This window comes from Actinopolymorpha singaporensis (assembly GCF_900104745.1).
GTDB lineage: Bacteria > Actinomycetota > Actinomycetes > Propionibacteriales > Actinopolymorphaceae > Actinopolymorpha > Actinopolymorpha singaporensis.
The window spans coordinates 343,142-366,685 of the sequence record NZ_LT629732.1; the positions used below are offsets into that span (position 1 = coordinate 343,142).

The 23,544-nt window shown below is 73.5% G+C and carries 21 protein-coding genes; 7 read left to right on the forward strand and 14 right to left on the reverse strand.

The features are described from left to right. Positions 1–39: 39 nt before the first annotated feature. Positions 40–1,197: a DMT family transporter gene (locus BLU27_RS01565; protein WP_241827723.1), complete on the forward strand. Its 1,158-nt coding sequence runs from the start codon at positions 40–42 to the stop codon at positions 1,195–1,197. 9 nt (positions 1,198–1,206) lie between these two features. Here the strand turns inward: BLU27_RS01565 and BLU27_RS01570 are convergent, their stop codons facing one another. After that, on the reverse strand, positions 1,207–1,800 hold the full coding sequence (locus tag BLU27_RS01570) for a TIGR03086 family metal-binding protein (RefSeq protein WP_197681632.1): 594 nt from the start codon (positions 1,798–1,800) through the stop codon (positions 1,207–1,209). A 165-nt stretch (positions 1,801–1,965) separates the two neighbouring features. On the opposite strand from BLU27_RS01570, the gene BLU27_RS01575 reads away from it, so the two are divergent. Together BLU27_RS01575 and map are read left to right on the forward strand one after the other, a co-directional pair. Continuing rightward, the gene (locus BLU27_RS01575; protein WP_197681633.1) at positions 1,966–2,811 is read left to right on the forward strand and encodes a helix-turn-helix domain-containing protein; all 846 of its coding nucleotides are present in this window, start codon (positions 1,966–1,968) and stop codon (positions 2,809–2,811) included. Positions 2,812–2,854: 43 nt separating this feature from the next. Beyond that, positions 2,855–3,625: a type I methionyl aminopeptidase gene (map, locus tag BLU27_RS01580; protein WP_092649873.1), complete on the forward strand. Its 771-nt coding sequence runs from the start codon at positions 2,855–2,857 to the stop codon at positions 3,623–3,625. Positions 3,626–3,666: 41 nt separating this feature from the next. Here the strand turns inward: map and BLU27_RS01585 are convergent, their stop codons facing one another. The 6 genes from BLU27_RS01585 to BLU27_RS01610 all read right to left on the reverse strand — a co-directional run bounded on the left by BLU27_RS01585 (position 3,667) and on the right by BLU27_RS01610 (position 10,897). After that, positions 3,667–5,289 carry a molybdopterin-dependent oxidoreductase gene (locus BLU27_RS01585; RefSeq protein ID WP_241827724.1) on the reverse strand — a complete coding sequence of 541 codons (1,623 nt, stop codon included), beginning with the start codon at positions 5,287–5,289 and terminating at the stop codon, positions 3,667–3,669. 230 nt (positions 5,290–5,519) lie between these two features. Continuing rightward, positions 5,520–6,125: an RNA 2',3'-cyclic phosphodiesterase gene (gene thpR, locus BLU27_RS01590; RefSeq protein WP_092649877.1), complete on the reverse strand. Its 606-nt coding sequence runs from the start codon at positions 6,123–6,125 to the stop codon at positions 5,520–5,522. A 16-nt stretch (positions 6,126–6,141) separates the two neighbouring features. After that, a complete protein-coding gene (locus BLU27_RS01595; protein ID WP_092649879.1) occupies positions 6,142–7,860 on the reverse strand; it encodes an MFS transporter in 1,719 nt (572 codons plus the stop codon). Further along, positions 7,857–8,303 (reverse strand): MarR family winged helix-turn-helix transcriptional regulator, encoded by a 447-nt coding sequence (locus BLU27_RS01600; RefSeq protein WP_241827725.1) that lies wholly within the window; start codon positions 8,301–8,303, stop codon positions 7,857–7,859. Before BLU27_RS01600 ends, BLU27_RS01595 begins: the two co-directional genes overlap by 4 nt. A gap of 256 nt (positions 8,304–8,559) precedes the next feature. Beyond that, a complete protein-coding gene (locus tag BLU27_RS01605) occupies positions 8,560–9,333 on the reverse strand; it encodes an SDR family NAD(P)-dependent oxidoreductase (protein WP_092649883.1) in 774 nt (257 codons plus the stop codon). A gap of 67 nt (positions 9,334–9,400) precedes the next feature. Continuing rightward, positions 9,401–10,897, reverse strand: coding sequence for an NCS2 family permease (locus BLU27_RS01610; protein WP_092649885.1), 1,497 nt, complete (start codon positions 10,895–10,897; stop codon positions 9,401–9,403). Positions 10,898–11,060: 163 nt separating this feature from the next. Between BLU27_RS01610 and BLU27_RS01615 the strand changes: the two genes are divergently transcribed. Then, the gene (locus tag BLU27_RS01615; protein ID WP_241827726.1) at positions 11,061–11,408 is read left to right on the forward strand and encodes a DUF2530 domain-containing protein; all 348 of its coding nucleotides are present in this window, start codon (positions 11,061–11,063) and stop codon (positions 11,406–11,408) included. Here BLU27_RS01615 and BLU27_RS01620 read toward each other — a convergent pair. Next, positions 11,384–12,199 carry a DUF3027 domain-containing protein gene (locus BLU27_RS01620; protein WP_172805060.1) on the reverse strand — a complete coding sequence of 272 codons (816 nt, stop codon included), beginning with the start codon at positions 12,197–12,199 and terminating at the stop codon, positions 11,384–11,386. The two genes, BLU27_RS01615 and BLU27_RS01620, sit on opposite strands and share 25 nt — an antisense overlap. Positions 12,200–12,696: 497 nt before the next feature. On the opposite strand from BLU27_RS01620, the gene BLU27_RS01625 reads away from it, so the two are divergent. Then, positions 12,697–13,974 carry an MFS transporter gene (locus tag BLU27_RS01625; RefSeq protein ID WP_241827727.1) on the forward strand — a complete coding sequence of 426 codons (1,278 nt, stop codon included), beginning with the start codon at positions 12,697–12,699 and terminating at the stop codon, positions 13,972–13,974. 20 nt (positions 13,975–13,994) lie between these two features. Here BLU27_RS01625 and BLU27_RS01630 read toward each other — a convergent pair whose 3' ends face one another. The 5 genes from BLU27_RS01630 to BLU27_RS01650 all read right to left on the reverse strand — a co-directional run bounded on the left by BLU27_RS01630 (position 13,995) and on the right by BLU27_RS01650 (position 18,861). Continuing rightward, positions 13,995–14,378, reverse strand: a complete 384-nt coding sequence (locus tag BLU27_RS01630) for a cold-shock protein (protein WP_092649889.1) — start codon at positions 14,376–14,378, stop codon at positions 13,995–13,997. Between the two features lie 152 nt (positions 14,379–14,530). Then, on the reverse strand, positions 14,531–15,973 hold the full coding sequence (gene larE, locus BLU27_RS01635; RefSeq protein ID WP_241827728.1) for an ATP-dependent sacrificial sulfur transferase LarE: 1,443 nt from the start codon (positions 15,971–15,973) through the stop codon (positions 14,531–14,533). 122 nt (positions 15,974–16,095) lie between these two features. Further along, complete coding sequence (locus BLU27_RS01640) at positions 16,096–16,977, reverse strand: META domain-containing protein (RefSeq protein WP_092649891.1); 882 nt, start codon at positions 16,975–16,977, stop codon at positions 16,096–16,098. Between the two features lie 123 nt (positions 16,978–17,100). After that, positions 17,101–17,607: a type 1 glutamine amidotransferase domain-containing protein gene (locus BLU27_RS01645; protein ID WP_092649893.1), complete on the reverse strand. Its 507-nt coding sequence runs from the start codon at positions 17,605–17,607 to the stop codon at positions 17,101–17,103. A 99-nt stretch (positions 17,608–17,706) separates the two neighbouring features. Continuing rightward, positions 17,707–18,861, reverse strand: a complete 1,155-nt coding sequence (locus BLU27_RS01650) for a lysylphosphatidylglycerol synthase transmembrane domain-containing protein (RefSeq protein ID WP_092649895.1) — start codon at positions 18,859–18,861, stop codon at positions 17,707–17,709. 363 nt (positions 18,862–19,224) lie between these two features. Between BLU27_RS01650 and BLU27_RS01655 the strand changes: the two genes are divergently transcribed. Both BLU27_RS01655 and BLU27_RS01660 read left to right on the forward strand, forming a co-directional pair. Further along, positions 19,225–21,507 (forward strand): helicase-associated domain-containing protein, encoded by a 2,283-nt coding sequence (locus tag BLU27_RS01655; protein WP_092649897.1) that lies wholly within the window; start codon positions 19,225–19,227, stop codon positions 21,505–21,507. 66 nt (positions 21,508–21,573) lie between these two features. Beyond that, positions 21,574–22,506 carry a DUF3152 domain-containing protein gene (locus BLU27_RS01660; RefSeq protein ID WP_092649899.1) on the forward strand — a complete coding sequence of 311 codons (933 nt, stop codon included), beginning with the start codon at positions 21,574–21,576 and terminating at the stop codon, positions 22,504–22,506. 29 nt (positions 22,507–22,535) lie between these two features. Here BLU27_RS01660 and BLU27_RS01665 read toward each other — a convergent pair whose 3' ends face one another. Then, entirely contained in the window at positions 22,536–23,465 is a 930-nt protein-coding gene (locus BLU27_RS01665) for an HAD-IIA family hydrolase (protein ID WP_092649901.1), read from the reverse strand. Positions 23,466–23,544: the final 79 nt, after the last annotated feature.

Below are 23,544 nucleotides of genomic sequence, written 5' to 3' on the forward strand. Positions count from 1 at the left end.
TGGCGTCCCCGGTCGAGGCCGGTCGGCAGAGGATGGGGTGTGACCCAGACGCGCAACTCGCCCACCGGAACCGACCAGCACGCCCCGCCCGCCCAGCTCGCCGTGGGCATCGCGATCACGTTCGTGATCGGTGTGCTGCTCGCCTGCCAGTCGCGGGTGAACGGCCAGCTCGGCTCCGAACTCCACGACGGGATCGTGGCCGCCACCTGGTCGTTCGGCTCCGGACTCGCCGTCCTGGTGATCGTCGCCGCACTGGTCCCCGGCATGCGGTCCGGGCTGCGTTCGGTGGTGGCCGCCCTGCGCGCCGGGCGGGCCCGGAGTGGGGAGCGGGACGGGCGGGGCGCCGCGACCGCGTCGCCGTGGGCACTGCGGCCCTGGCAGGTGCTCGGCGGCGTCTGCGGCGCGTACCTCGTGGTCACCCAGTCCGCGACCGTCGGCCTGGTCGGCGTGGCCGTCTTCACCGTGGCGGTGGTCGCCGGGCAGGCCGGCAGCAGCCTGGTCGTCGACCGGCTCGGGCTGGGCCCGGGCGGTCGCCAGCCGGTGACGACCCGGCGGATGGTCGGCGCCGTCCTGGCGCTCGGCGCGGTCGTCCTCACCGTCTCCCACCAGTTGGGTACGCCGTCGACCGCGGCACTGGCGATCCTGCCCGCGCTGGCCGGGGTGGGCACCGCGTGGCAGCAGGCGGTGAACGGCCGGGTGGCGCGGGCCGCCGCCGGACCGCCGTCCGACGCGGGAGTCCCGGACGGCGCCGGGATCCCGGGCGACCGGAACGCGAGCCCCCGATCCGGCTCCAAGCCCACGGGCACCAACGGCAACGGCCTTCTCGCCGCGCTGGTGGCCGCGCTGACCAACTTCGGTGTCGGTACGGCCGCGCTCCTGGTCGCCGCCGCGGTCGACGTCGGGCTGCGCGGGATGCCGGCCGCCTGGCCCTCCAACCCGCTGCTGTACATCGGCGGGTTGTTCGGGATCGCGTTCATCAGCCTGGCGGCGTACGTCGTGAAGATCACCGGCGTACTCCTGCTCGGCCTGACCTCGGTGGCAGGGCAGCTCGTCGGCGCGCTGGTCCTGGACGCGGCGCTGCCCACGAGCTCGGCGCACCTGACCGTCACCACGGTCATCGGGACGCTGCTCACCCTGGTGGCGGTGGGCATCGCCGCCGTGCCGGCCCGGCGGCGACCTACCGCCACCTCCGGCTGACGAGCGCGGTCACGGCGTCCAGCGGGGATCACGGCCGCTGAGCGCCAGCACCTTGTCCAGTTCGCTCGCGGTGTCCGGCACCTCCACGGCCGCGCCGAACAGGCCCATCTCGCGCGCCTGGTCCGCCGACCGGGCCGTCGCGTCGTACGCGGCCCGCGCCACGTCGTCCGGGCAGTCCAGGCGCTGTCCGGTCGCCCTGGCCAGGTCCCAGCCGTGCAGGACGAGTTCGCCGAACAGCATCTGCGCCACGAAGTCGGCCGGGAGCTCGGTGTCGCCGCCCATCCGTGTGGTCCCGCCCTCCGCGCCCGGTTCACCCCAGGCGGCGACCGCCCGATCCAGCTGGGCGTCGTAGGCCTTCGCCCAGTCGCCGTGCAGGAAGTCGTGGTCCGGCGCCATGATCGCCGGGTCGGGCAGATCGGCGACGGTTCGCTTGCGGGCGCTGAGTTCACTGACGTGGCCGGTCCACAGGATCAGGTGGTTGAGCAGTGCCCGTACGTCGTACTCCGTGCACGGTGTCGGCGACCCGAGCTGTCCGGGTCGTACGCCGCGGACGACGGTGATCGCGGACCGGGCGGCCCGAGCCATCAGCGGCTGGATCCTCATCGCTGTCCCTTCACTCGTTCGCCGATGCCGGATCGGCGGTTGCCAGTCGACGCGGGTCAGTCAACCCGGGCCGGTCGGTGCCGGTCTTGAAGAAACGCGACCGTCGTGGAGCAGGTGCCGGACGGGGGTCACGTGCGGTGCCGGCCCCCGTTCTAGGCTCGCGGCGTGAAGGGATCCGCACCGGTGCAGGGGTTGCACAGCACGCGCGGGATCCTGCACGCCCGGGAGGGTCTGCGGCGGTTCGAGCTGCGCCGGCGGCTGCCCTCACCCGCGGTGGCCGGGCTGGTGTCGCACTACTGGATCGTGTGCTGGGACCTGCGCGGGCAGCCGCCGCACACCCAGCGCGTCCTCTCGTACCCCTGTGTCAACCTCGTCTTCCAGGCCGACCGCAGCCGGGTCGCCGGGGTGCTGCGCACCCCTCATCCGCAGCGGCTCGCCGGTGCCGGTCGGGTGCTCGGCGTGATGTTCCGGCCGGGTGGGTTCCGGCCGCTGCTGGGCCGTTCGGTGGCGACGATCACCGACCGGTTCCTGCCGCTCGCCGAGGTCTTCGGCGTCGAGGGAGACGAGGCGGCCGCCGCTGTGGCGGCCGCACCGGACGACGACGGCATGGTCGCGGCGGCGGAGGAGTTCCTCGCCCGGCATGTCGCCCGCATCCGCGAGGGGGACGCCTCGACGCTGCCGGTCGCCGAGCGGGTGGCCGAGCTGGTCGACGTGGTGGCCGCCGATCCGTCGATCCTGCGGGTCGACCAGCTCGCCACCCGGGTCGGGCTCGGCATCCGGGCGCTGCAGCGCCTGTGTGCGGAGTACGCCGGAGTGGGACCGAAGTGGGTCATTCGGCGCTACCGTCTGCACGAGGCCGTCCAGCGCGCGGCCGAGGACCACGACCCGGACTGGGTACGCCTCGCCGCCGACCTCGGCTACAGCGACCAGGCGCACCTGGTCCGCGACTTCACCGCGGCCACCGGGCAGTCGCCGACGCGTTACGCCCGTGCGACCCGGCTCGGGAGCTGACCAGGGCCGGCACCCACCAGGACCAACGGATGGACGGAAGAGCATGGTCGAACTCAAGACCGCGAACGAGATCGCCGCGATGCGGGCAGCCGGCCGGGTCGTCGCGCAGGCGCTGGCCGCCTGCGCGGAGGCCGCCGCACCCGGCGTTCCTCTCCGCGACCTCGACGAGGTGGCCCGAGGCGTGCTCGCGGCCGCCGGCGCGCGGTCGTCGTTCCTCGACTACCACCCGCACTTCGCGCCCACGCCCTTCCCCGCCGTCCTGATCACGTCGGTGAACGACGTGATCGTGCACGGGATCCCGGACGACTACCGCCTCGTGGACGGCGACCTGCTGAGCATCGACTTCGGCGCCGAGCTCGACGGCTTCCACGGTGACGCGGCCACCAGCCTGGTGGTGGGGACGGCGGCCGATCCCGCGGACGAGAAGCTGATCGCGACCACCCGGGCCGCCCTGGACGCCGGCATCGCCGCCGCGACGGCGGGCAACCGGATCGGCGACATCTCCCACGCCATCGGGCGGATCGGCCGGGACGCCGGGTACGGCATTCCCGCCGACTTCGGCGGGCACGGAATCGGCCGGCAGATGCACGAGCCGCCGTCGGTGCCCAACGAGGGCCGGCCCGGACGCGGCTTCCCGCTGCGGCCGGGACTGGTGATCGCGATCGAGCCGATGTTCATCTCCGGTGGCCACGACGGCTACCACGCCGCGCGGGACGGCTGGGCGCTGTGCACCGACGACCGCAGCCGGGCCGCGCACGTGGAGCACAGCGTGGCGATCACCGAGGACGGCCCGGTGGTGCTCACCCTTCCCTGACCGCCGGGGCGACCGGGGACACTCGGCTCACTCGGCCGCGCTCAGCCCACCGTGACCTCGATCGTGTGGTAGCCGGAGGCGCCGTTCGGCGCGGGCGGGGCGACCGCCGCGGCCTGCACCTGCCCGGTGCCGTCGAACGCCCGCACCTGCACCCGGTGCGTACCCGTCGGCGCCTGCCAGGTCCAGGTCCACTGCCGCCAGGAGTCCCTGGTCGGCTGCCCGGCCAGCCGCGCGACCTGCCAGGGGCCGCCGCCTGCGCGGACCTCGACCCGGGAGATGCCGCGGTGCTGGGCCCAGGCCACCCCGGCGACGGTGACCGCGCCCGCCGGCACGTTCGCACCGCTCGCCGGTACGTCGATCCGGGAGGCGGTCTTGATCGGCCCCCGCTCCGACCAGCCGCGGGTCGTCCAGTACGCCTGGAACCGGTCGAACCTCGTCACCTCGATGTCGACCACCCACTTGGTGGCCGAGACGTAGCCGTACAGGCCCGGCACCACCATCCGCACCGGGAAACCGTGCTCCAGCGGCAGCGGCGCGCCGTTCATCCCGAACGCCAGCATCGCCGGCCTGCCGTCGGTGAGCGCCGACAACGGCGTGCCGCACGTCCAGCCGTCCGCCGACGTCGACTTCACCGCGTCCGCGCCGGGCCGGACGCGGGCCTCCCTCAGCAGGTCGGACAGGAGTACGCCGGTCCACAGCGCATTGCCGGCAAGATCCCCGCCGACCTCGTTGCTCACGCAGGTCAGCGTCACCCAACGGTGCACGATCCGCCGGCTGCGCAGGTCGGCGACGGTGAGGTCGAGCGGGTGGTCGACCAGGCCGTGGATGCGCAACCGCCAGGTCGCCGGGTCGACCACGGGCACCGACAGCGCGGTGTCGATGCGGTAGAAGACGTCGTTCGGAGTACGCCACGGGGTCAGGTCGCGGATGTGCAGATCGGCACCGGGTGGTACGGCCGTGGTGGGCGGACGCGGCACCGGGAACGACGCCCGCGCGTCGGCCACCGCCCCTCGCCGGCGCAGCAGCAAGGAGCCCGCACCGGCGGCGGCCAGCGAGGCGGCGACGACCAGCCCGCCCCGCAGCAACAGGTCCCGCCGCCCCTGCGCCGCTGCCGTCTGCGCCGTTGTCCCCCCTGTGGTCTGCCCTGCCGGCTGCGGCCGTTCGACGGCACGCAACGCCCAGGCGAGGACGCCGCCGGCCGTGAGTGCGGCGAGCACCGACGGAACGACCGCGGCCGCTCCCGCGTCCGGGCGGCTGGCCGCGGCCAGCGCCCCGACCAGGCCGAGCACGCCGAAGACCACCCAGCCGAGCGGGCGTCGCCAACCGCCGGCCAGGCCGGCGAGCGCGCCGAGCGCCACGACGAGCACCACGATGCCGGTGACCAGCACGGGCTTGTCGGCGGTGCCGAGAGTCCGGATGCCGAACTCACGTACGGACGCCGGGATGACGTCGATGAACCCCGCACCGACCGCCACGACCGGCGCGGACCGGGGCTCGGCGATCAGCCCGGCAGCGAGTTGGGCGATGGCCAGCCCCGCGCCGGCCGCGACGACACCGGCACCCGCCGCCCACGCACGAAAACCCGGTCGCGGCTCCGAACCGATTCCCGAACCGTTTCCCGAACCGGGACCAGGACCGCCAGGCCCGGAGTCCGTCATCCCCATCCTGGAATCTTCGCCCCGCCCACTCCGTCTGGCCAGCACAGGGGGCGCACGGGGTGGAAGAGTTCGGAATCCGTGACCACCCGGAGCAGCTGGGTCTTGGCCTGCGGACAGCCCCTGTGCACGGCGGCGCTCAGCCCCGGCTGACCGCCGCCACGACGACGATCGCCACCAGGAGCAGGAGCACGCCGGGGATCACCAACCGCCGGTACCGAGGATGCACGTCTGGGAGGCTACCCCTCCGCGGTCCTGGGGTCGGACGGGCCGGTGAGCGGCCAGTCGGCGACCGTCTCGTACCGCGAGTGCCGGCCCTCGCCCTGACCGAGGTGGGAGGCCACGAGTTCGAGCCGGTCGGCGACCCACTCCGGTCCGGCGTAGCCGGCGAGCGTGGCCGTCACCTGCCGTACGTCGGCTGGTTCGCGCAGCCGGGCGAGAGTCAGGTGGGGCCTGAACCGCCCTTCGCGTACGTCCAGACCGCAGCGGCGGGCAGCGGCCGACACCGAACCCGCCAGCGCCCGCAACGGGCGCAGGTCACCGTCGATCCCGGCCCACAGAACCCTCGCCCGGCGGGCCGAGCCGAAGCCCCCGCCACCGGCGACTCGAAGCCGGAGCGGCGGGCACCGTCCGGCGGCCCGCCCAAGACGACGGTGGAGGTCGCCGCGGGCGGAGTCCGGCACCCCACCCAGGAAGGCCAGGGTGAGGTGCCACTGCTCCCGCAGCGACCAGCGAAAGTTGTCGTCCGGCCCGTCCGACGTCAACCGCTCGCGGACCCGGGCGACCTCGCCGGCCAGGTCGTCGAGCACCGCGGGCGGCGGGACCACCGCGACGAACAACCTCATCAGCTCACCGCGCCGACTACAGCGCCGAGGACCGTCCGGGCTCGCCGTGCAGGGGACGGCGCGCCGAGACCCTGGGCCGCCCCGGCCGCACGGCCTGCGGTGTCGGGGCCGAGCAGCGAGTGGTGGCGACCGAACTCCATGCCGGCACTCTCTCACCGGCCGGCACCGATGTGTGGCGCACCGCCGGTTGGGCCGGCACGACCGAGGTACGCCGGTACTCGTCGGCGGGTCCGGACCGGCGTACGCCGTCGTGGTGTGCGTTCGGCCCGACGTCCGGCGTGCTGCCGTCGCCGCGCAGGTCGTCCGGACCGGCCGGCCCGCCGGCCCCGGCGCGTACTCCTACCGGTTCGGCCCTCCCGGGCTCGGTCTCCACCGGCTCGGCTTCGATCGGGCGTTCCCGGGTGACCACCTCGCCCTCGGCGCCACCTTCCGGTGCGGCGGCGTCGGCCGGCAGTCCCCCACCGGCCGCCTCCGGCCGGGCCTGGGTCCACCAGATGTGCAGGTGCGGCCGCGGACGCAGGTGCGCCCGCATCACCAGCCCCTGCCGGCGGGTCAGGATCAGCGCGGCGCCGAGCGTGCCGAGCAGGCTGATCAGTCCACCGCCGATGAGGGTCCACCGGGCGCCGAAGGTCTGGCCGACCCAGCCCACGATCGGCGCACCGAACGGGGTGCTGCCGATGAACACCATGCTGTAGAGCGAGATCACCCGCCCACGCATCTCCGGGCTGACCGACAACTGCATCATCGCGTTCGCAGCGGTGATCATGGTCAGCTGCGCGAACCCGAGGAACGGCAGCATGAGGGCGAAGGTGAGATAGGTCGGTGCCAGGCCGTTCAGCGCCTCCAGGATCCCGAAGATCACCGCGGCGACGAGAACGATCCGCAGCCGCGGCCGTCCGGTGCGGGCGGCGCGCAGGGCGCCGATCACGGCACCGACCGCGACGATCGAGCCCAGAACGCCGTACTCACCAGCGCCCTTGCCGAACACCTCGGTGGCCATCAGGGCACTGGTCATCTGGAAGTTCAGGCCGAAGCAGCCGACGAAGAAGACGACCCACAGCACGAGCATCAGGTCCGGCCGGCCGCGCACGTAACGGACCCCATCGCGCAGCATGCCGGGCTTGCGCGGGACAGCTGGGGCCGAGTGGAGTTCGGAGGAACGCATCCGGGACAGGGCGAGGATGGTCGCGCTGTAGGTGATCGCGTTGATCAGGATCACCCAGCCGGTGCCGACCAGGACGATCAGGAAACCGGCCACCGCGGGCCCGATGACCCGGGCGCCGTTGAACGACGCGGAGTTCAGGCCGACGGCGTTGGGCAGGTCCTCCCTGCCCACCATCTCCACCACGAACGACTGCCGCGCGGGGTTGTCGACCGCACTGGCGACGCCGAACAGGAACGCGATGAGGTAGACGTGCCACACGGTGACCACACCGGTGAGGTCGAGCAGGGCAAGCGCGGCGGCGGTGACGCCCATCGCGACCTGGGTGCACTGCAGCACCTTGCGCTTGGAGAAGCGGTCGGCGATCAGCCCACCGAACGGTGCGACCAGCAAGAACGGAAGGAACTGCAGGCCGGTGGTGATGCCGAGGGCGGTGCCGCTGTTGTGGGTGAGCTCGAGGACGAGCCAGTCCTGGGCGACTCGCTGCAGCCAGGTGCCGATGTTGGAGACTGCCGAGCCGGCTGCGTAGAGACGGTAGTTGCGATTCCGGAGGGATCGGAACGTCTCGATCACGCTGCGGCCAGCCTTTCCAGGATCGGCGCCGCCTGGCGCAGGATCTCTTTCTCGTCGGGGGACAGTTCGCGCAGACGCTGGGCCAGCCACGCGTCGCGTCGCTTGCGGTCTTCGGCGAGGATGCGTCGTCCTTCGTCGGCCAGCCGGACCACCACCTGGCGCCCGTCGGTGGGGTGCGCCTCACGCACCGCGAGACCGAGGGCTTCCAGCGAGCTCACCGTGCGGGTGGTCGACGGGGGCCGCACCTTTTCCAGGGCGGCGATCTCACCGATCGTCAACGCACCGTGACGGTTGACGGTGGACATCACACCGAGCTGGTTCGCCGTGAGCTGGTGGTCGGCGGCGCGCTGGTTTCGCAGCCGACGGGACAACCGCATCACCGAAATCCGCAACACACTTGCGAGGCCCGCGTCAGACTTCACGGGCAAGGTTGATGACGGCATGAAAGTTAGCGTACCTCATTACCCTTGCTAACGACCACCCGGCCGCGAGCATTCCCGTATGCAGGTAAGCGATCCTGCCCGGGCAAGCGCTATCCGACCGTGGATATGGTTACGTTCCCACATCGTGGACGGGCACCACAGCCATACGGGGTGGCAGGCTTCGCGAACGCCGCCGAACGCCGCATCCCGCGCGTTTGCGGACAAGCGGCCAGGCGAGCGGAGGGGCGAGCGGAGGGGCGAGCGGGCCACGGGCGGGTCAGGTGACGGAGAAGCCGCCGTCGACGAAGATCGCCTGCCCCGTCACGTAGTCCGCGGCGTCGCTGGCGAGGAACACCGAGACTCCCGCGAAGTCGGCGGGTTCGCCGTTGCGGCCGACCATCGTCCGGGCGGCCAGCGCCTGCTCGCGCTCGGGATCGTTCATCACCGCCTCGGTGAGCGGCGTGCGGACGAAGCCCGGGACGATCGCGTTGCACCGCACACCCTGCGCCGACCAGGCCTCTGCCTGGGACCGGGTGAGGGCGAGCACCCCGGCCTTTGACACGCCGTACCCGCCGCTGTTGCCGAACGCCCGGATCGACTGCTGCGAACCGACGTTGATGATCCGTCCCCACCCGCGGGCGGCCATCGCCGGGCCGAACCGCTGGCCGAGCAGGAACGCGGCGTCGAGGTTGACCGCCAGCGTGCGGTCCCAGTCGGCGGGAGTGAGCTCGGCCAGCGGCGGGCGGAGGTTGACCCCGGCCGCGTGCACCACGATGTCGGGCTCCCCGAACACCGCGACCGCCTCGTCGGCGGCCCGGAACACCTCGGCACGGACCCCGAGGTCGGCCTGCACGTGCGCGGCCTGGCAGCCGGCCCGGCGCAGAGCCGCCACCGTCTCCAGCAGCGGGGGCTCCCGCCGGGCGACCACCACCACGTCGGCACCGGCCCGGGCCAGTGCCCCGGCGATCGCGCCCCCGATCCCCGAGCTTCCACCGGTGATCAGGGCCACCCGGCCGTGCAGCGAGAACAGACCTTCCACGTAACCCGGCATGGGCACAGTGTCCCGTAACCTCCCTGCTCGCGCAGGACCGGACTGTCCGGATCCGGCGGCGCGGCCCTCAGGAGACGCCGAGCACCTGCTTGATCGGGTCGATCGCGAAGTAGACGACGAACAGCAGCGCGACCACCCACAGCAGCGGGTGGATCTCCCGCGCCTTGCCGCGGGCCGTGCGCAGCACGACGTACGACACGAAGCCCGCACCGATGCCGACGCTGATGGAGTACGTGAACGGCATCAGCACGATGGTGAGGAACGCCGGGATCGCGATGTCGTACCGGTCCCAGGAGATCTCGGTGACCTGGGTCATCATCAAGAAGCCGACGACGACCAGGGCCGGCGTGGCCGCCTCGTAGGGAATGATCTCCACGATCGGCGCGAAGGCCGTGGTGAGCAGGAAGCACACGCCGGTGACGACGCTGGCCAGCCCGGTGCGCGCGCCCTCACCGACACCGGCCGCGGACTCGATGTAGGACGTGGCCGACGACACCGACGCCGCACCACCGGCCGCCGCGGCCACCGAGTCGACCACCAGGATCCGCTGGGAGTTCGGGGGTACGCCGTCCTTGTCGAGCAGCCCGGCCTCGGAGCCGATCGCGGTCATCGTGCCCATCGTGTCGAAGAAGTCGGCGACCATCAGGGTGAAGATGAGCAGCACCGCGGCCACGATGCCGATGCGCTGGAACGACCCGAGCAGGCTGAAGTGGCCGAGCAGGCCGAAGTCGGGCACCTGGATCCAGTGGTCGGGCAGCCGCGGAACGTTCAGGCCCCAGCCCCTGGGGTTGGTCGCGTAACCGGGCCCGGCGGCACCGACCTTCGCGATCGCCTCGATCACGATCGCCAGCACCGTGGCGCCGAGGATGCCGTACAGGATCGCGCCGCGCACCTTGCGGACCACCATGACCGTGATCGCCAGCAGGCCCACCACGAACACCAGCACCGGCCAGCCGCCGAGGGACCCGTCGATGCCGAACTGCACCGGCACCGGCGGCGCGGCGGTACGCCGGACCAGACCCGCGTCGACGAAGCCGATCAGCGCGATGAACAGTCCGATACCGACGCTGATCGCCGTCTTGAGCTCCCGGGGCACGGCGTGGAACACCGCCCGGCGGAAACCGGTGAGCACCAGCACCAGGATGACCAGGCCCTCGAGCACGATGAGGCCCATCGCGTCCGCCCAGGTCATCGAGGACGCGACGCCGAACGCGAGGAAGGCGTTCAGGCCGAGGCCGGTCGCCAGCGCCAGCGGGTAGTTGGCGACGAGGCCCATCAGGATCGTGACCACGCCCGCGACCAGCGCGGTCGCCGCCGCGACCATCGCGATGTTCGGCGAGGTGCCGCCGCCGAGGAACTGGCCGCTCGCGTCCTTGACGGTGCCGATGATCAGCGGGTTCAGCGCGACGATGTACGCCATCGCGAAGAACGTCACCAACCCGCCGCGGATCTCCCGGCCGACCGTCGACCCGCGCTCGCTGATCCGGAAGAAACGGTCGATCCCGCCGTTGGGATCTCTGTCGCGCTTGTCGGTGGATACCGTGTCGGTTGCCGCACCGGCCATCGAAGGCACCTTTCTTGGATGAGGGCGGCCTGCGCACGGGCAGGGCGCGCGCCCCTGGGGATCCGGCGGCAGCATGCCAGACGCCGACCACTCGCCCGACGCGCAGGTACCACCAACCACGGATGATGTCCTACGCATGCAACACCCGGGTTACGCTCGGCGTGTGAACCCGGACGAACCAACCCCGGACGAGGCAGCCACGGACGAGTCCGGTCGGTCGGCCCGCGGGCACCTGCTCGCCAGCGAGGTGCACCCGCTCGACGTGGACGGCGTGCGCACGGTCTCCGTCGGCATCCTCGTCTGGACGGTCGCGCTGCTCGGCCTGCTGCCGTTCGCGTCCCGGCTGCGCGCCGCGGCCATGGACTGGTGGCTGTGGACGTGCGTGACCGGGATCGCGTTGGGACTGGTCGGACTGGCGTACTGCCGGAATCGCCGCGATCGGATGGCGCAGGATCCGCAGGGGCAGGATCGTCCGGCCCGGCCGGCTCAGCGGCCGGAGCGGCGGGGCTGAAACTCCAGGTCGTCGTAGCCCAGGGTGTCGAGCACGTGCGACGCCATCCCGGCCGGCTCGGACGCCGCGGGGGTGGGTGCCTGGACCTCCGAATGCGCACCGCAGCCGTGGTCGAACGCCACCACCTGGCCGTCGCTGGGCGAGAACTCGTTGGTGCACACCCCGAACACCGTGCCCAGCGGCCCGGACAGCGGGACCAGGAACGCGCAGGTGGAACACGCAGCCGGGGCCGCCTGCGCGATCGGGTCATCCGGGCCGTGTGGTCCGGCGTACCAGCGTTCGGCGGCGTCGTCGCGCCCCTCCACCGACAGCACCCGGACCCGGCCGAGCCCGACTTCCTGGTTGAGGACACGGAGCGAGTCGGCGGCCTCGGTGTCGTCCGGGCCGAGGTAGCCGGGCACCAGGCGGAAGTCGTCCGGGGTCGTCGGCAGGAGATCGCCCGGGCCCAGGTCGCCCGCACGCACCCGCTGCGACCACGGCACCCACGCGGGCGCGGTGATCGCTTCCGGCCCGGGGATGAGTACGACCTCGTCGACGGTCGCGACCTTGGCCCGGGCGGCCCGGGCCACGCTGACCGCCCAGCGCCAGCCGACGTAACCGCGGTGGTCGGCGCCGAAGTAGTGGGTGACGACCCGCTCGCCCTCGGCCTCGCAGCCGAGGTAGGAGCCGACCTCGCCGTCGCCGGCGACCTCGCAGGCAGCGGCGCGCGCCAGCTCCACGGCCCCCGCGCACACGGCGTCGATCCGTGCGGTCCGGGAAAGTCGCCGCGTGGTGGTACTCACGACAGCGATTCTTGCACGCGTCCCCTTGGTCCTCGCCGGGTGCCGCGTCCCCGCCAGGAACGGCCCTTCCGGGTCCGGCTCCGGTCCGCTCGTAGCAAGGGGAGGACGAGACGCCGGCGCGACGGCCGGGGGAGGATGTGACGGTGGAACCACGTGATCGCCCGCCGGGCCGGCCGCTTGGACCGCCCGGTCGCCGCGCGGGGCAGCGGGCGACCCCGAGCTCCCCCGGAACCGGCAACGGCCGCGCCGGCCAGGCCGCCGAGGACGGTTCCGACCCTTCGCCTCGCACCCGCCCCCTCGACGAGCGGCCGACGGCCGAGAACGGTTCCACGCGGCCGCGGACGGGCCCGGACACACCGCCGCGGACCGGCCCGGATGCCTCGCCCCGGACCGGCCCGGATGCCTCGCCCCGGAGGTCACGGGTTCGCGCCGCCCGGGACGGGGTCACCCGCACCGCCGGCGCCGTCGGCGCGGCCGGCGCCCGCGCCGGCCGGGGAGCGCGACGGGTGGGCGGGGCAGGCGTCCGCCGGATACGCCGGGTGACCCACGCCCAGGGCATGGGCGAGTCCGGGCTGGCCAAGCTCATCGAGCTGAACGCGTTCCACGCCGGCGGCGACGCGGCGATGGCCATCGGCCTGGCCGGAACGCTCTTCTTCGCCGTACCGTCGGGCGAGGCCCGTGGCCGGGTGGCGCTCTACCTGCTCATCACGATGGCGCCGTTCGCCGTCGTCGCACCGCTCATCGGGCCGTTCCTGGACCGCTTCCGCCGCGGCCGCCGATGGGCGATCGGGTCGACGATGGCGGTCCGCGCGTTCTTCTGCTGGGTGATGGCCGGCGGCGTCGCCACCGGCGCGCTGTGGTTGTACCCACTGGTGTTCGGCTGCCTGATCGCGTCCAAGGCACACAACGTGACCCGGGCCGCGGCCGTGCCGCGGCTGCTGCCGGACGGCGTCGCGCTGGTCACCGCCAACTCGCGGATCTCCCTCGCCGGCAGTATCGGCGCGGGAGTCGTCGGCGCGGCCGCGGGCGGGCTGGCGTACTTCGGCCCGCAGTGGCCGCTGCGGTTCGCGTTCGTGGTCTTCGCCGCGGGCACCGTCGCGGCGATCCTGCTGCCTGCCCGGGTGGATTCCGCCGAGGGTGAGGAGGACGTCCGGATCGCCGACATCGGCCGCCGGCTGCGCGGCATCTCCCCCAGCATCGGACTCGCCCTGCGGGCGAACGTCGCGTTCCGGGTGCTGTCGGGGTTTCTGCTGATGTTCATGGCGTTCCTGCTGCGGGAGGTACCGCTGCCCGGCTGGTCGGCGACGGTGCAGGTGGGCGCGGTGGTCGGCGCGGCCGGTGCCGGGAACCTCGTGGGTACGGCACTGGGCGCGCTGGCCCGAGCCCGCCGGCCCGAGCTCGTGGTGTCGGTGCTGCTCGGCGTCACTGCCGTCGTGGCCGCCCTGGCCGCGACCTTCTACGGACTGGTGACCGTCGCGGTGCTGGCGTTCGCGGCGGGTTTCGCGCAGCAGGCGGGCAAGCTGTCACTGGACGCACTCATCCAGCACGAGGTGCCCGAGAGTGTCCGGACCAGCGTCTTCGCGCGCTCGGAGACGCTGATCCAGCTGGCCTGGGTGGTCGGCGGCGGCATCGGGATCGTGCTACCGCTGATTCCCCAGCTCGGGCTGGGCCTGTGCGCCGCCGGGCTGGCGGCCGGGCTGGTGGTCGTACTCCGAGCCCCACGCGGGTCGGCGTCCACGCCGGCGGAGGCGTTGCGGACGCCGACCGGCGCGGCCGACCGCTGAGACCGCGAGGGCGGGGAGGCTCAGAGCTCCAGCTCGTCGGCCAGCGCCCGCAGCACCGTGGACACCTTCTTGGACGTACGCGGGTCCGGGTGACGGTCGCGGCGGTAGGTGGTCTCCAGGCCGTCGAGCAGCCGGATCAGGTCCTCCACGATCAGCACCATCTGGTCCGGCGACTTCCGCATCGCCTTGGAGACGCTCGGCGGGGACTCCAGCAACCGCACCGACAGGGCCTGGTCGCCCTTACGGCCCTCGACGATGCCGAACTCCACCCGCTGACCGGCCTTGAGCGCGGTGACCCCCGCGGGCAGGGCGCTCGCCCGGACGTAGACGTCGCCGCCACCGTCCTTGGTGAGGAAGCCGAAGCCCTTGTCCGCGTCGTACCACTTCACCTTGCCAGCCGGCACATCGACCTCACTCGTGCTGAACCCGAAGGTTGCGTAGAACGCGGACCATGCCCGCGCCCGTCCATGACAGTGGCCCCCGTCACACGGAGGCCAGTCCCAGCCTAGACGCCGCGGCGCCCCCGCTCCACTACTTAGATCAGCTTCGCGCGTACTCAGCGGTAACGCGCGGGGTCGGGCAGCAGCTCGTTCATCGCGCCGGAACGGAAGCCCTTCGGGTCGACCTCGGCCGCGTCGAAGCCGGCCGCGAGCACGGCCTCGACCACCTCCTCCATCCCGGCCACCTGGTCGACGACGTCGGGATCCACCTCGATCCGGGCGGTGTCGCCGACGTCGCGGACCCGCAGGTTGCGGAACGGCGTACCGGCGTCGGTCAGAACCGCGCGCAGCGCGACCTCGGCCTGCTCGACCCGCGCCAGCCGGGCCGGGGTGATCGAGAGCCCGTACGCGATCCGGCTGGACAGGCAGGCCGCGGCCGGCTTGTCCCAGGTGGGCAGCCCCCACCGCCGGGAGGCCTCGCGTACCTGCTCCTTGGTGAAGCCGGCGTCGCGCAGCGGCGTGACCGCGCCCCGCTCGGCGGCCGCCCGGATGCCCGGACGGAAGCCCGCCAGCGCGTCGTCGGCGTTGGTGCCGGTGGCGATGTGGGTGAGCCCGAATCGCTCGGCCAGCGGGCCGAGCACCTCCACCAGCTCCGCCTTGCAGAAGTAGCAGCGATCCCCGGCGTTGGCGCGGTAGCCGTCGCGGGCCATCTCGTCGGTGTGCGGCGTGTGGTGCTCGACACCGAGCGACCGGGCGAACTCCCGCGCCGGGTCGAGCTCGGCGTCCGGTAGGGACGGCGACACCGCGGTCGCGGCGGCGACCTTCTCCGGTCCGAGCGCGCGCACCGCGGCGGCCAGCAGGAACGCCGAGTCCGCACCGCCGGAGAACGCCACCAGCACCGAGCCCAGGCCCGCCAGCTGGGCGTCGAGGTCGCTCAGCCGCTGCTCGAGCAGGTGGTCCTCCAGCCAGTACGGGAAGTCGGCCAGGTCGGCGAGCACAACGTCGGCACCGGCCGCGCGCAGCTCCTCCGCGGGGACCGGGCCGGTGGCGACACCGAGCGCGAGGGCTCCCGCGGTGCGGGCACCCCGGACGTCACCGAGGTGGTCGCCCGCGTAGATGGCCGCGCCGTGTTGGCGCAGCACCTCGCCCTTCTGCTCCGCCCACACGTCACCGATCACCTCGTCCACCTCGAGCCCTGCGTGCTCGACGTGCAGCTTCGCGTGGTCGGTGTTCTTCGCGGTGACGACCAGCACCCGGCCGCCGTGCCGGCGTACGGCGGCGATCGCCTCGGTCGCACCCGGCATCAGGGAGGCGGCGCCGACCGCGATCTCGGGGTAGAGGTTGCGGTAGAGCGCGACGACGTCGGGCACCTGCTCTGGCGGGAACCACAGTCCCGCTTCGTACTCCAGCGGCGGGCCGAGCCGGCTCACCGCGAGCGCGCTGTCGACGACGACACCCGTCCGGGCGGACACCGCGTCCCACACCGCGGCGATCCCAGGGCGGGAGTCGATCAGGGTCATGTCCAGGTCGAAACCGACGACGAACGTATCCGGGGCCACCCCTTGACCCTACGGGCTTTCGGACGGTAGCCGACCTTCCACCCGTTGTGCGACCACAACCGGACCTTTGGCGTGCATGTCACGGACCGCCAACGGACCTGGCAGCTCCACGACGACGGTGGTCAGCGGCCGGGGCGGTCTGCGGTGAGCACCAGCCCCCTGCCGTCGGGTCCGTCGATGGTGAGCCGGTCACCGTCGACGTGGTAGGTCACCTCGCCGTCGAGCACGCCGAGGATGTGCCGCTCGACGCGGGCCGGTTCACCGCGGCAACGCCTGAGCTCGGAGATGACCTGACCGAACGACAGCCGCGTACCGGTGTGGGTCACCTGCCCGCCCATGCCGTTGCATCCGGTCCACCCGACCACCTCGTCCTCGGAGAAGACGAGGTGGGCGCTGGTCGGCCCGGCACTCGCTGACGCGGTGTCGGACGCGGTGTCGCCGTCGACCAGCGTCGTCACGTCCCAGCGGGTGCCGAGCAGCGGGCGGTCGGGGTCGGCGGCCTCGCGGTCGAGCAACACGATCCGCGTGCGTGGGTGCGGCCGGTCGGCGGTCAGGACGAGCCGGTGCCCGCTGACCCGCCAGGACGGCTCGGCACTCAGGAAGGCGGTCAGCCAGTCGTCCTGTGCGTAGCGGGGCTGGTCGCACCCGATGTCGGTGCGGGACAGCCCACCGACGACGCGGACCCGCCCGTCCCCCAGCGAGGCCTCACCTCCCATGGAGGAGCAGCCGGCGTCGGCGAGGATCCGGCCGTCGCCGGTGAACTCCAGCCGGACGCGGGTGCCGGCCGCCAGCGGCCGCGGTCTGCCCGCCTCGGTCACGCCGGTGGAGAGGTACGTGTGGCCGGTCGGCTCGTCCGCCGTCGTGGTCGCGCTGGTGGGGCCGGCACAACTAGCCAGGGAGAGCAGGGAGAGCAGGGCGAGCAGGGCCGGCACCGCGGCGACGGACCCGAGCAGACTGCCGGCGCGGGCGACGCCACGGCGGGCGGCGGAGCGCGCGGGGTTCATGTCGTACGGACGACGAAGCCCCGCCCCGGGTTGCCCGGGACGGGGCGTTCGACGTGCTCGTGCCCGTCAGAACAGCGGGTGTCGGGCCCACTGTGTCAGGGCAGCGACCTCAGGCCAGCGACCTCAGGGCAGCTGCTTCAGCAGCGCCGCGCAGAACGCCGGCAGGTCGTCCGGCGTACGGGAGGTGATGAGGTTGCCGTCCTCGACGACTTCCTGGTCCACCCAGTTCGCGCCCGCGTTCTTCAGATCGGTGCGGATGGAGGCGACCGACGTCACCGTGCGCCCGCGCACGATGTCGGCCTCGGCCAGCACCCAGCCCGCGTGGCAGATCGCCGCCACCGGCTTGCCGGCCTCGTGCACGCCGCGGGCGATGGCGACCGACGCCTCGTCGGTGCGCACCTTGTCCGGCGAGTAGCCGCCGGGTACGACGACCGCGTCGAACTCCTCGGCACGCACCTCGCCCGAGCTCTTGTCGACGGTGACCTTGGAGCCTTTCTTGCCGGTGACCTGCTTACCGGACTCCTTGCCCACCACGACCGCCTCGTGCCCGGCGTCGCGGACCGCGTCGTAGGGCTGCTGGAACTCCGAGTCCTCGAAGACGTCGGCGAGGAGGAATGCGACCTTCGCCATGCTGGCTCCTTCCGTGCTCGGAACTGGTCGATACCTGTCCTTCCTACCCGACGGGTACGCCCGTACGCACATCCGTTCGAGGGACCCCGGTGATGTCGTTCACAACAGCCCGCGGCGGCGCATCACGCCGACGCTCACCGCGCCCGCCGGCAGCAGCAGCCACAGCGTGACCAGGCGGAACAACGCGACCGCGGGCAGCGCCACCGCAAGCCCCACGCCGGTCGCGGCGAGGGCGGCGGCCAGCGCGGCGTCGACGGTGCCGAGGCCGCCCGGCACCGGGACGGCGTTGCCGGCGCTGGTGCCGAGGAGGAGGACGGCGGCGACGGTGAGGATCCCGAGGTGACCGCCGAAGGAGTGCACCGACGCCCACAGCGCGGTGATCAGGCCGGCGGAGATGAGGACGGCACCGGTCAGGCTGACCAGCGCCCGCACCGGGTGCGCGGCCATCGTGCGCAGCGACCTGGTGAGCTCCTTCACCAGCCCGCGCGCCCGGCGGGTGAGCCGGGCCGACCGGCGCAGGAGGACGACGCCGACCGCCACGAGGACGGCCAGGCCGCCGGCGACGTACGGAGCAAACCGCTCCACGTCCCCGCGCAGGAGATCGACGTCGGTGTTGGCGGCGTACGCCACCGGTGGGAGCAGGAACAGCGCCAGGAGCACCTGCACGCTCTGGGCCACCGAGACGGTGCCGACCGAGGCGGAGGTGCCGACGCCGGCGCGGCGGAGGTACTGCACGTTGACCGCGGCCGAGCCGACCGCCGCCGGTGACACGATCCGGACCAGCGAGCCGGCCAGTTGTGCACCGAACGTCGCACCGAAGCGCAACCGCACCGGGCTCGCACCCATGAGGTTCCACGCGTTGCCGGCGAGGGTGACCACCACGCCGAACACCGCGAGGCCCGCCCACCAGAGGTTCAGCTGCGAACGCCACAGCCCGAGGTCGATCGCGTGCCGGTTGTCGTAGGCGAGCCAGCCGACCAGCGCCGCGACCGCAGCCAGCAGCAGGACCTGGCGCGGCTGCCAGGAGAACCGGAGCCCGGCCCGGCGCTCCGGCGCGACGGTCGCGGGAGCAGCGGACGAGGCGGGGACGGGAGCAGAAGGAACGGGATCGAGGCTGGACGGGCGGACCGGCGTCGGCGTCCGGTCCGCCACCGCGACCCGGCCCGCGGGCAGGTCACGGCGCGGCCGCGCGTCCGTGCCCGGGGCACGTGGGGTCGCACGGGCCGGGACGGGCACCGGGGCGAGAGTGGTCACCGGTCGTCTCCTACCTGAACGGGACGGATGTCAATCATCGGCACGGGCCGCACGGACCGGGTGATTCGTGCGGGCGGGACGGACGTCGAGCAGGTTCCAGGCTGCCGCCTGGGACGGTCGGCCCACATCAGGGAACGACCGCGCGGGACCCTGGCGGGGTGCTCAGGGTGGCCCAGGGTCCGTGCGCGAGGTGCCGATCATCCACGGCTTCGATCCTGCCGGTCCGAACCCGCCCGGGGCGTCGCCCGATGGTCGGGACCCTGCTACGACCTGAGTAGGGCTCGCCGGGCCGGACGAGCGGCCGAAGGTGCCGTACGCCACGCCGAACGCGCCTCGCTTGCGCCGCGCTCTACGGTTGAGGTGATGCCCAGATCCACCTCGCGCCCCGCGACGCTGCCCGAGACGCTGCGCGGGTTCGACGACGACGCGCTCGCGGAACTGTTCCGCAACCGCCCCGACCTGATGACGCCGCTGCCGTCCGACCTCGCGCAGCTTGCGACGCGTTCCACCACCCGCAGCTCGCTGGCCCGCACACTCGACCAGCTCGACCGGCGGGCACTCGCGGTGCTCGAGGCGTTCGTCGTACTCCCCCGGCCGGCCTCCGAGGCCGAGGTCCGCGCGCTGGCCGGCCTTCCGGACCCTCGTGTCAAGGCGACCTTGGCGCAGCTGCGCGGGCTCGCTCTGGTGTGGGGTCCCAGGGACGCCCTGGAGGTACCCGTCGCCCTCGCGGACCTGCTCGGCCCCTACCCCGCGGGTCTCGGCCCACCCGCCGAGCACGACGACCTCGCCGACGGCGAACGGATCGCCGCGTTGCTGGCCGAGGCGGGACCGGAGGCCCGGGCGGTGGCCGAACGACTCGCCGCCGGGCCACCCGTAGGGATCGTGACCGCCGCCGACCGGCCCGTCACGGTGGAGACCGCTCGTACTCCCGTCGAGCGGTTGCGGGCCCGCGGCCTGCTCAACGCGGCGGACGCGCGGTCGGTGGTGCTGCCGCGCGAGGTCGGCCTGCACCTGCGCGGAGGGCGGCTCTACCCGGCCGAGCAACTGGCGCCGCCCACCTTGGACGGCCCGAGTCGCGACCCCGCGCTGGTCGACCGCACCGCGGCCGGCACCACGCTGGAGGTCGTACGGCAGGTCGAGCAGCTGCTGGACGCCTGGGGCGCGGACCCGCCGCCGGTGCTGCGCGCGGGTGGCCTCGGCGTGCGCGACCTGCGGCGCACCGCCGGCGTCCTCGGCGTGTCCGAGCCGAGCGCGGCGCTGTTGCTGGAGACGGCGTTCGCGGCCGGCCTGGTGGCCGTCGGCGAGGACGACTCCTGGCTGCCGACACCGGCGTACGACACCTGGCTCGCCCTGGACACCGAGCACCGCTGGGCCCGCCTGGCCACGGCCTGGCTGGACTCTCCGCGCGTACCCGCCCTGGTCGGCACCCGGGACGAACGCGACCGCCCGCGGCAGGCGCTGTCGGCCGAGCTGGAACGCTCCGTCGCCCCCGGCATCCGCCGGCTGGTGCTCGCCGCGCTGGCCGATCCCGCCGCGGGTACGGCGCCGAGCACCGAGGCCGTCACCGCGTGGGTGCGCTGGCGGCGTCCCCGGCGGATGACGGCGTTCGTGGAACAGCTCGTCGCCTGGACCCTGGAGGAGGCGTCGGCGTGGGGCGTCACCGGACTCGGCGCGCTGGCCGGGCACGGGCGGGCGCTGGTGTCGGGTGCCGCGTCCAGTGCCGCGTCCGCCGAGGAGGCGGCGGCCGCCGAACTCGGCCCACACCTTCCCGCACCCGTCGACCACGTACTCCTGCAGGCCGACCTCACCGCCGTCGCGCCCGGGCCGCTGCGGCCGGACCTCGCCCGGTCGCTGGCCGCGATGGCGGACGCGGAGTCGCACGGCGGCGCCACCGTCTACCGCTTCACCGAGACCTCCGTACGCCGTGCCCTGGACGCCGGGAGGACCGCCGCCGAGCTCCACGAGCTCCTCGTCCACCATTCCGCGACTCCGGTGCCCCAGCCGCTGTCCTACCTCGTTGACGACGTCGCCCGCCGGCACGGTCACCTGCGGGCCGGGTCCGCGACGGCCTACCTGCGCTGCGACGACCCGGCGCTGCTGGACGCCGTACTCGCCGACCGCCGTACGGCCGCCCTCGGGTTGCGCCGGATCGCGCCGACCGTCGTGGTCGCCCGGCAACCCGTGCGCGCCCTGGTCGACGAGCTCCGCTCGCTCGGCTTCTCGCCGGTCCCCGAGACCGCCGACGGTGCGCTGATGCTCAGCGAGACCAGAGTCGGGCGTACGGCAGAAACGCCGCAGCGCGCGCCGGTCACGGCGGGTTCCCGTACGCCCGAACCCGAGGTGCTGGCCGCAGCGGTCCGCGCGGTCCGGGCCGGTGACCGTGCACGCGCTTCGCGGCCGGCGGGTGCGACTGTCGGACAGCTTCGTCGGACACCATCGGGTGAGGCCGTCGACGTCCTGCGAGCCGCGCTGGCAGGTGGCTGGTCGGTGTGGATGGGGTATGTCGACCAGCAGGGGGGTGCCCTGGACCGCATCGTCGATCCGGTACGCATCGACGGTGGCTGGCTCACGGCGTACGACCATGCTGCCGGTGAGGCGCGCACTTTCGCGTTGCACCGCATCACCGGCGCGGCACCGGTCGACTAGTCGGCCTGCGCCGAGCAGAGGTCCACTAGGGTTCCCCTGGTTCGAACGAAGGGGAGCCGGACGTAGATGGTCAGTCGTAAGGAGTGGCGGCTCCAGCGACGCCGACGCCTACGGCGATCACTCACCGTGCTCGCGTCGGCCTCGGTGGTCGCGGTCGCCCTGATCGCCGGCTGGAGCGGCCTGGCGCCGACGAATCCGTTCGACCGGAACGCAGCCGCGCGGATGCTCGACGCGGCGGACAGGACCAGCGGTGAGCGCGCCGGAACCGGCGACCCGAACAGCTCCGGCGGCTCCCGTTCCGATGATTCCGATGATTCCGGTGATTCCGACGGCAACGTCGCGTCGGAGGGAGTCCGGTCGGCCCTGCGCGGCGCGCCGGACCGCATCTCCCGCAGCGACGGTCGTACCTCACCGTCGCCGGGGACCGCGCGGCCGGCGCCCGAGGACACTCCGAACCCGGTGGCTGTCGCACAGCACGGGTCGGGTGTGCTGGTGGCGGCGCCGGGACACACCGGGCCGTTCGGGTCCGGCCGGGTCGTGCGCTACCGGGTCGAGGTGGAGGACTCCCTGCCCTGGCGCCCGGCCGACGTCGCCCGCGTCGTCGACGCGACGCTCGCCGACCCGCGCAGCTGGGCCGCCGCGGGCCGGGCCAGGTTCGAACGCGTCTCCGGTAAGGAGTACGACCTGCGCATCGTCGTCGCGTCACCCGACACCACCGACGGGCTCTGCGCGCCGCTGGGCACCGGCGGAGAACTCTCCTGCCGGATGGGCGACCACGTGGCCATCAACGCCCGCCGGTGGGCGGGCGGCGTCCCGGCCTTCCACGGTGACGTCCTGAAGTACCGCCGGTACGTCCTCAACCACGAGGTCGGGCACGCACTCGGCGAGAGCCACGCCACCTGCCCGGGTCCGGGCAGGCCGGCTCCGGTGATGATGCAGCAGACCAAGAGTGTCGGCTCCTGCGTGGCCAACGCCTGGCCGCTGCGCTCGGAGTTGTGAGCCCCGCGGTCAGGGTCCCTCCCGGGACCCTACGCGCCCTTGCCCTGGCCGAGCAGCGCGTCCGGAAGCGCGGCGATGCTGTCCAGCACGAACGTCGGCGCCGGCCGCAGTGCCGCGGCGGCAGCATGGTCGGTGATGCCGGTGAGCACCAGTGCCGTCGCCACGCCGCCGCGGCGGCCGAGTTCGATGTCGGTGCCCGGCCGGTCGCCGACCACGACGACCTCCGCGGGGGAACAGCCGAGGCGGTCGAGCGCCGCGGCCAGCATGAGCGGTGACGGCTTGCCGGCCACCGCCTCCACCCGGCGCCCGGTGGTCGCCTCCAGGGCCGCGATGATGCCACCGCAGTCGGGCACCTCGCCGCCCTCGACCGGGCAGGTCGGGTCGGGGTTGGTGGCCACGAACCGCGCTCCGGCCCGCAGCGCGCGAAACGCCTCCAGCCACGTCTCGTACCGGAACGTCCGGTCGAACGACGCCACCACCACCTCGGCCTGGTCGCCGGAGTCCACCAGCACCGCACCCGCGGCGGTGAGCTCGCGGCGCAGGCTCTCCTCACCGAGCAGGTAGACCTTCGCGCCGGGAGTTTCCTCGGCGAGCCAGCGCCCCATCACCACACCGGAGGTGAGGACGTCGTCGGTGGTGGCCGGGATGCCGAGCCCGGTCAGGCGTTCGGCGTACGACATGGGGTCGCGCAGCGGGTTGTTTGAGACGAACAGCACCCGTACGCCGCCGTCGCGCAGGCGGGCCAGGGCCTCCACCGCGCCCGGCACCGGCCGGCCGGACAGGTAGACGGTGCCGTCCAGGTCGCAGATCACCGCTCGGCACCGCTCGGGTGCGGCGGCGGACTCGGGGCCGCCCGCCGGATCGGGCACGGCCGCGGACTGCTGCGTCGCCGGCTGGGACGACGGCACGGTCGACGGTTGGGGCGACGGCGGGGAGTCGGAGGTCGGGGTCGCGTTCATCACGGTCAAGCCTGGCACGTGCACCTCACCCGCCCGTACGACGGCCGGTCCGCCGGCGCCCCCAGCGTCCCCGGCGCCG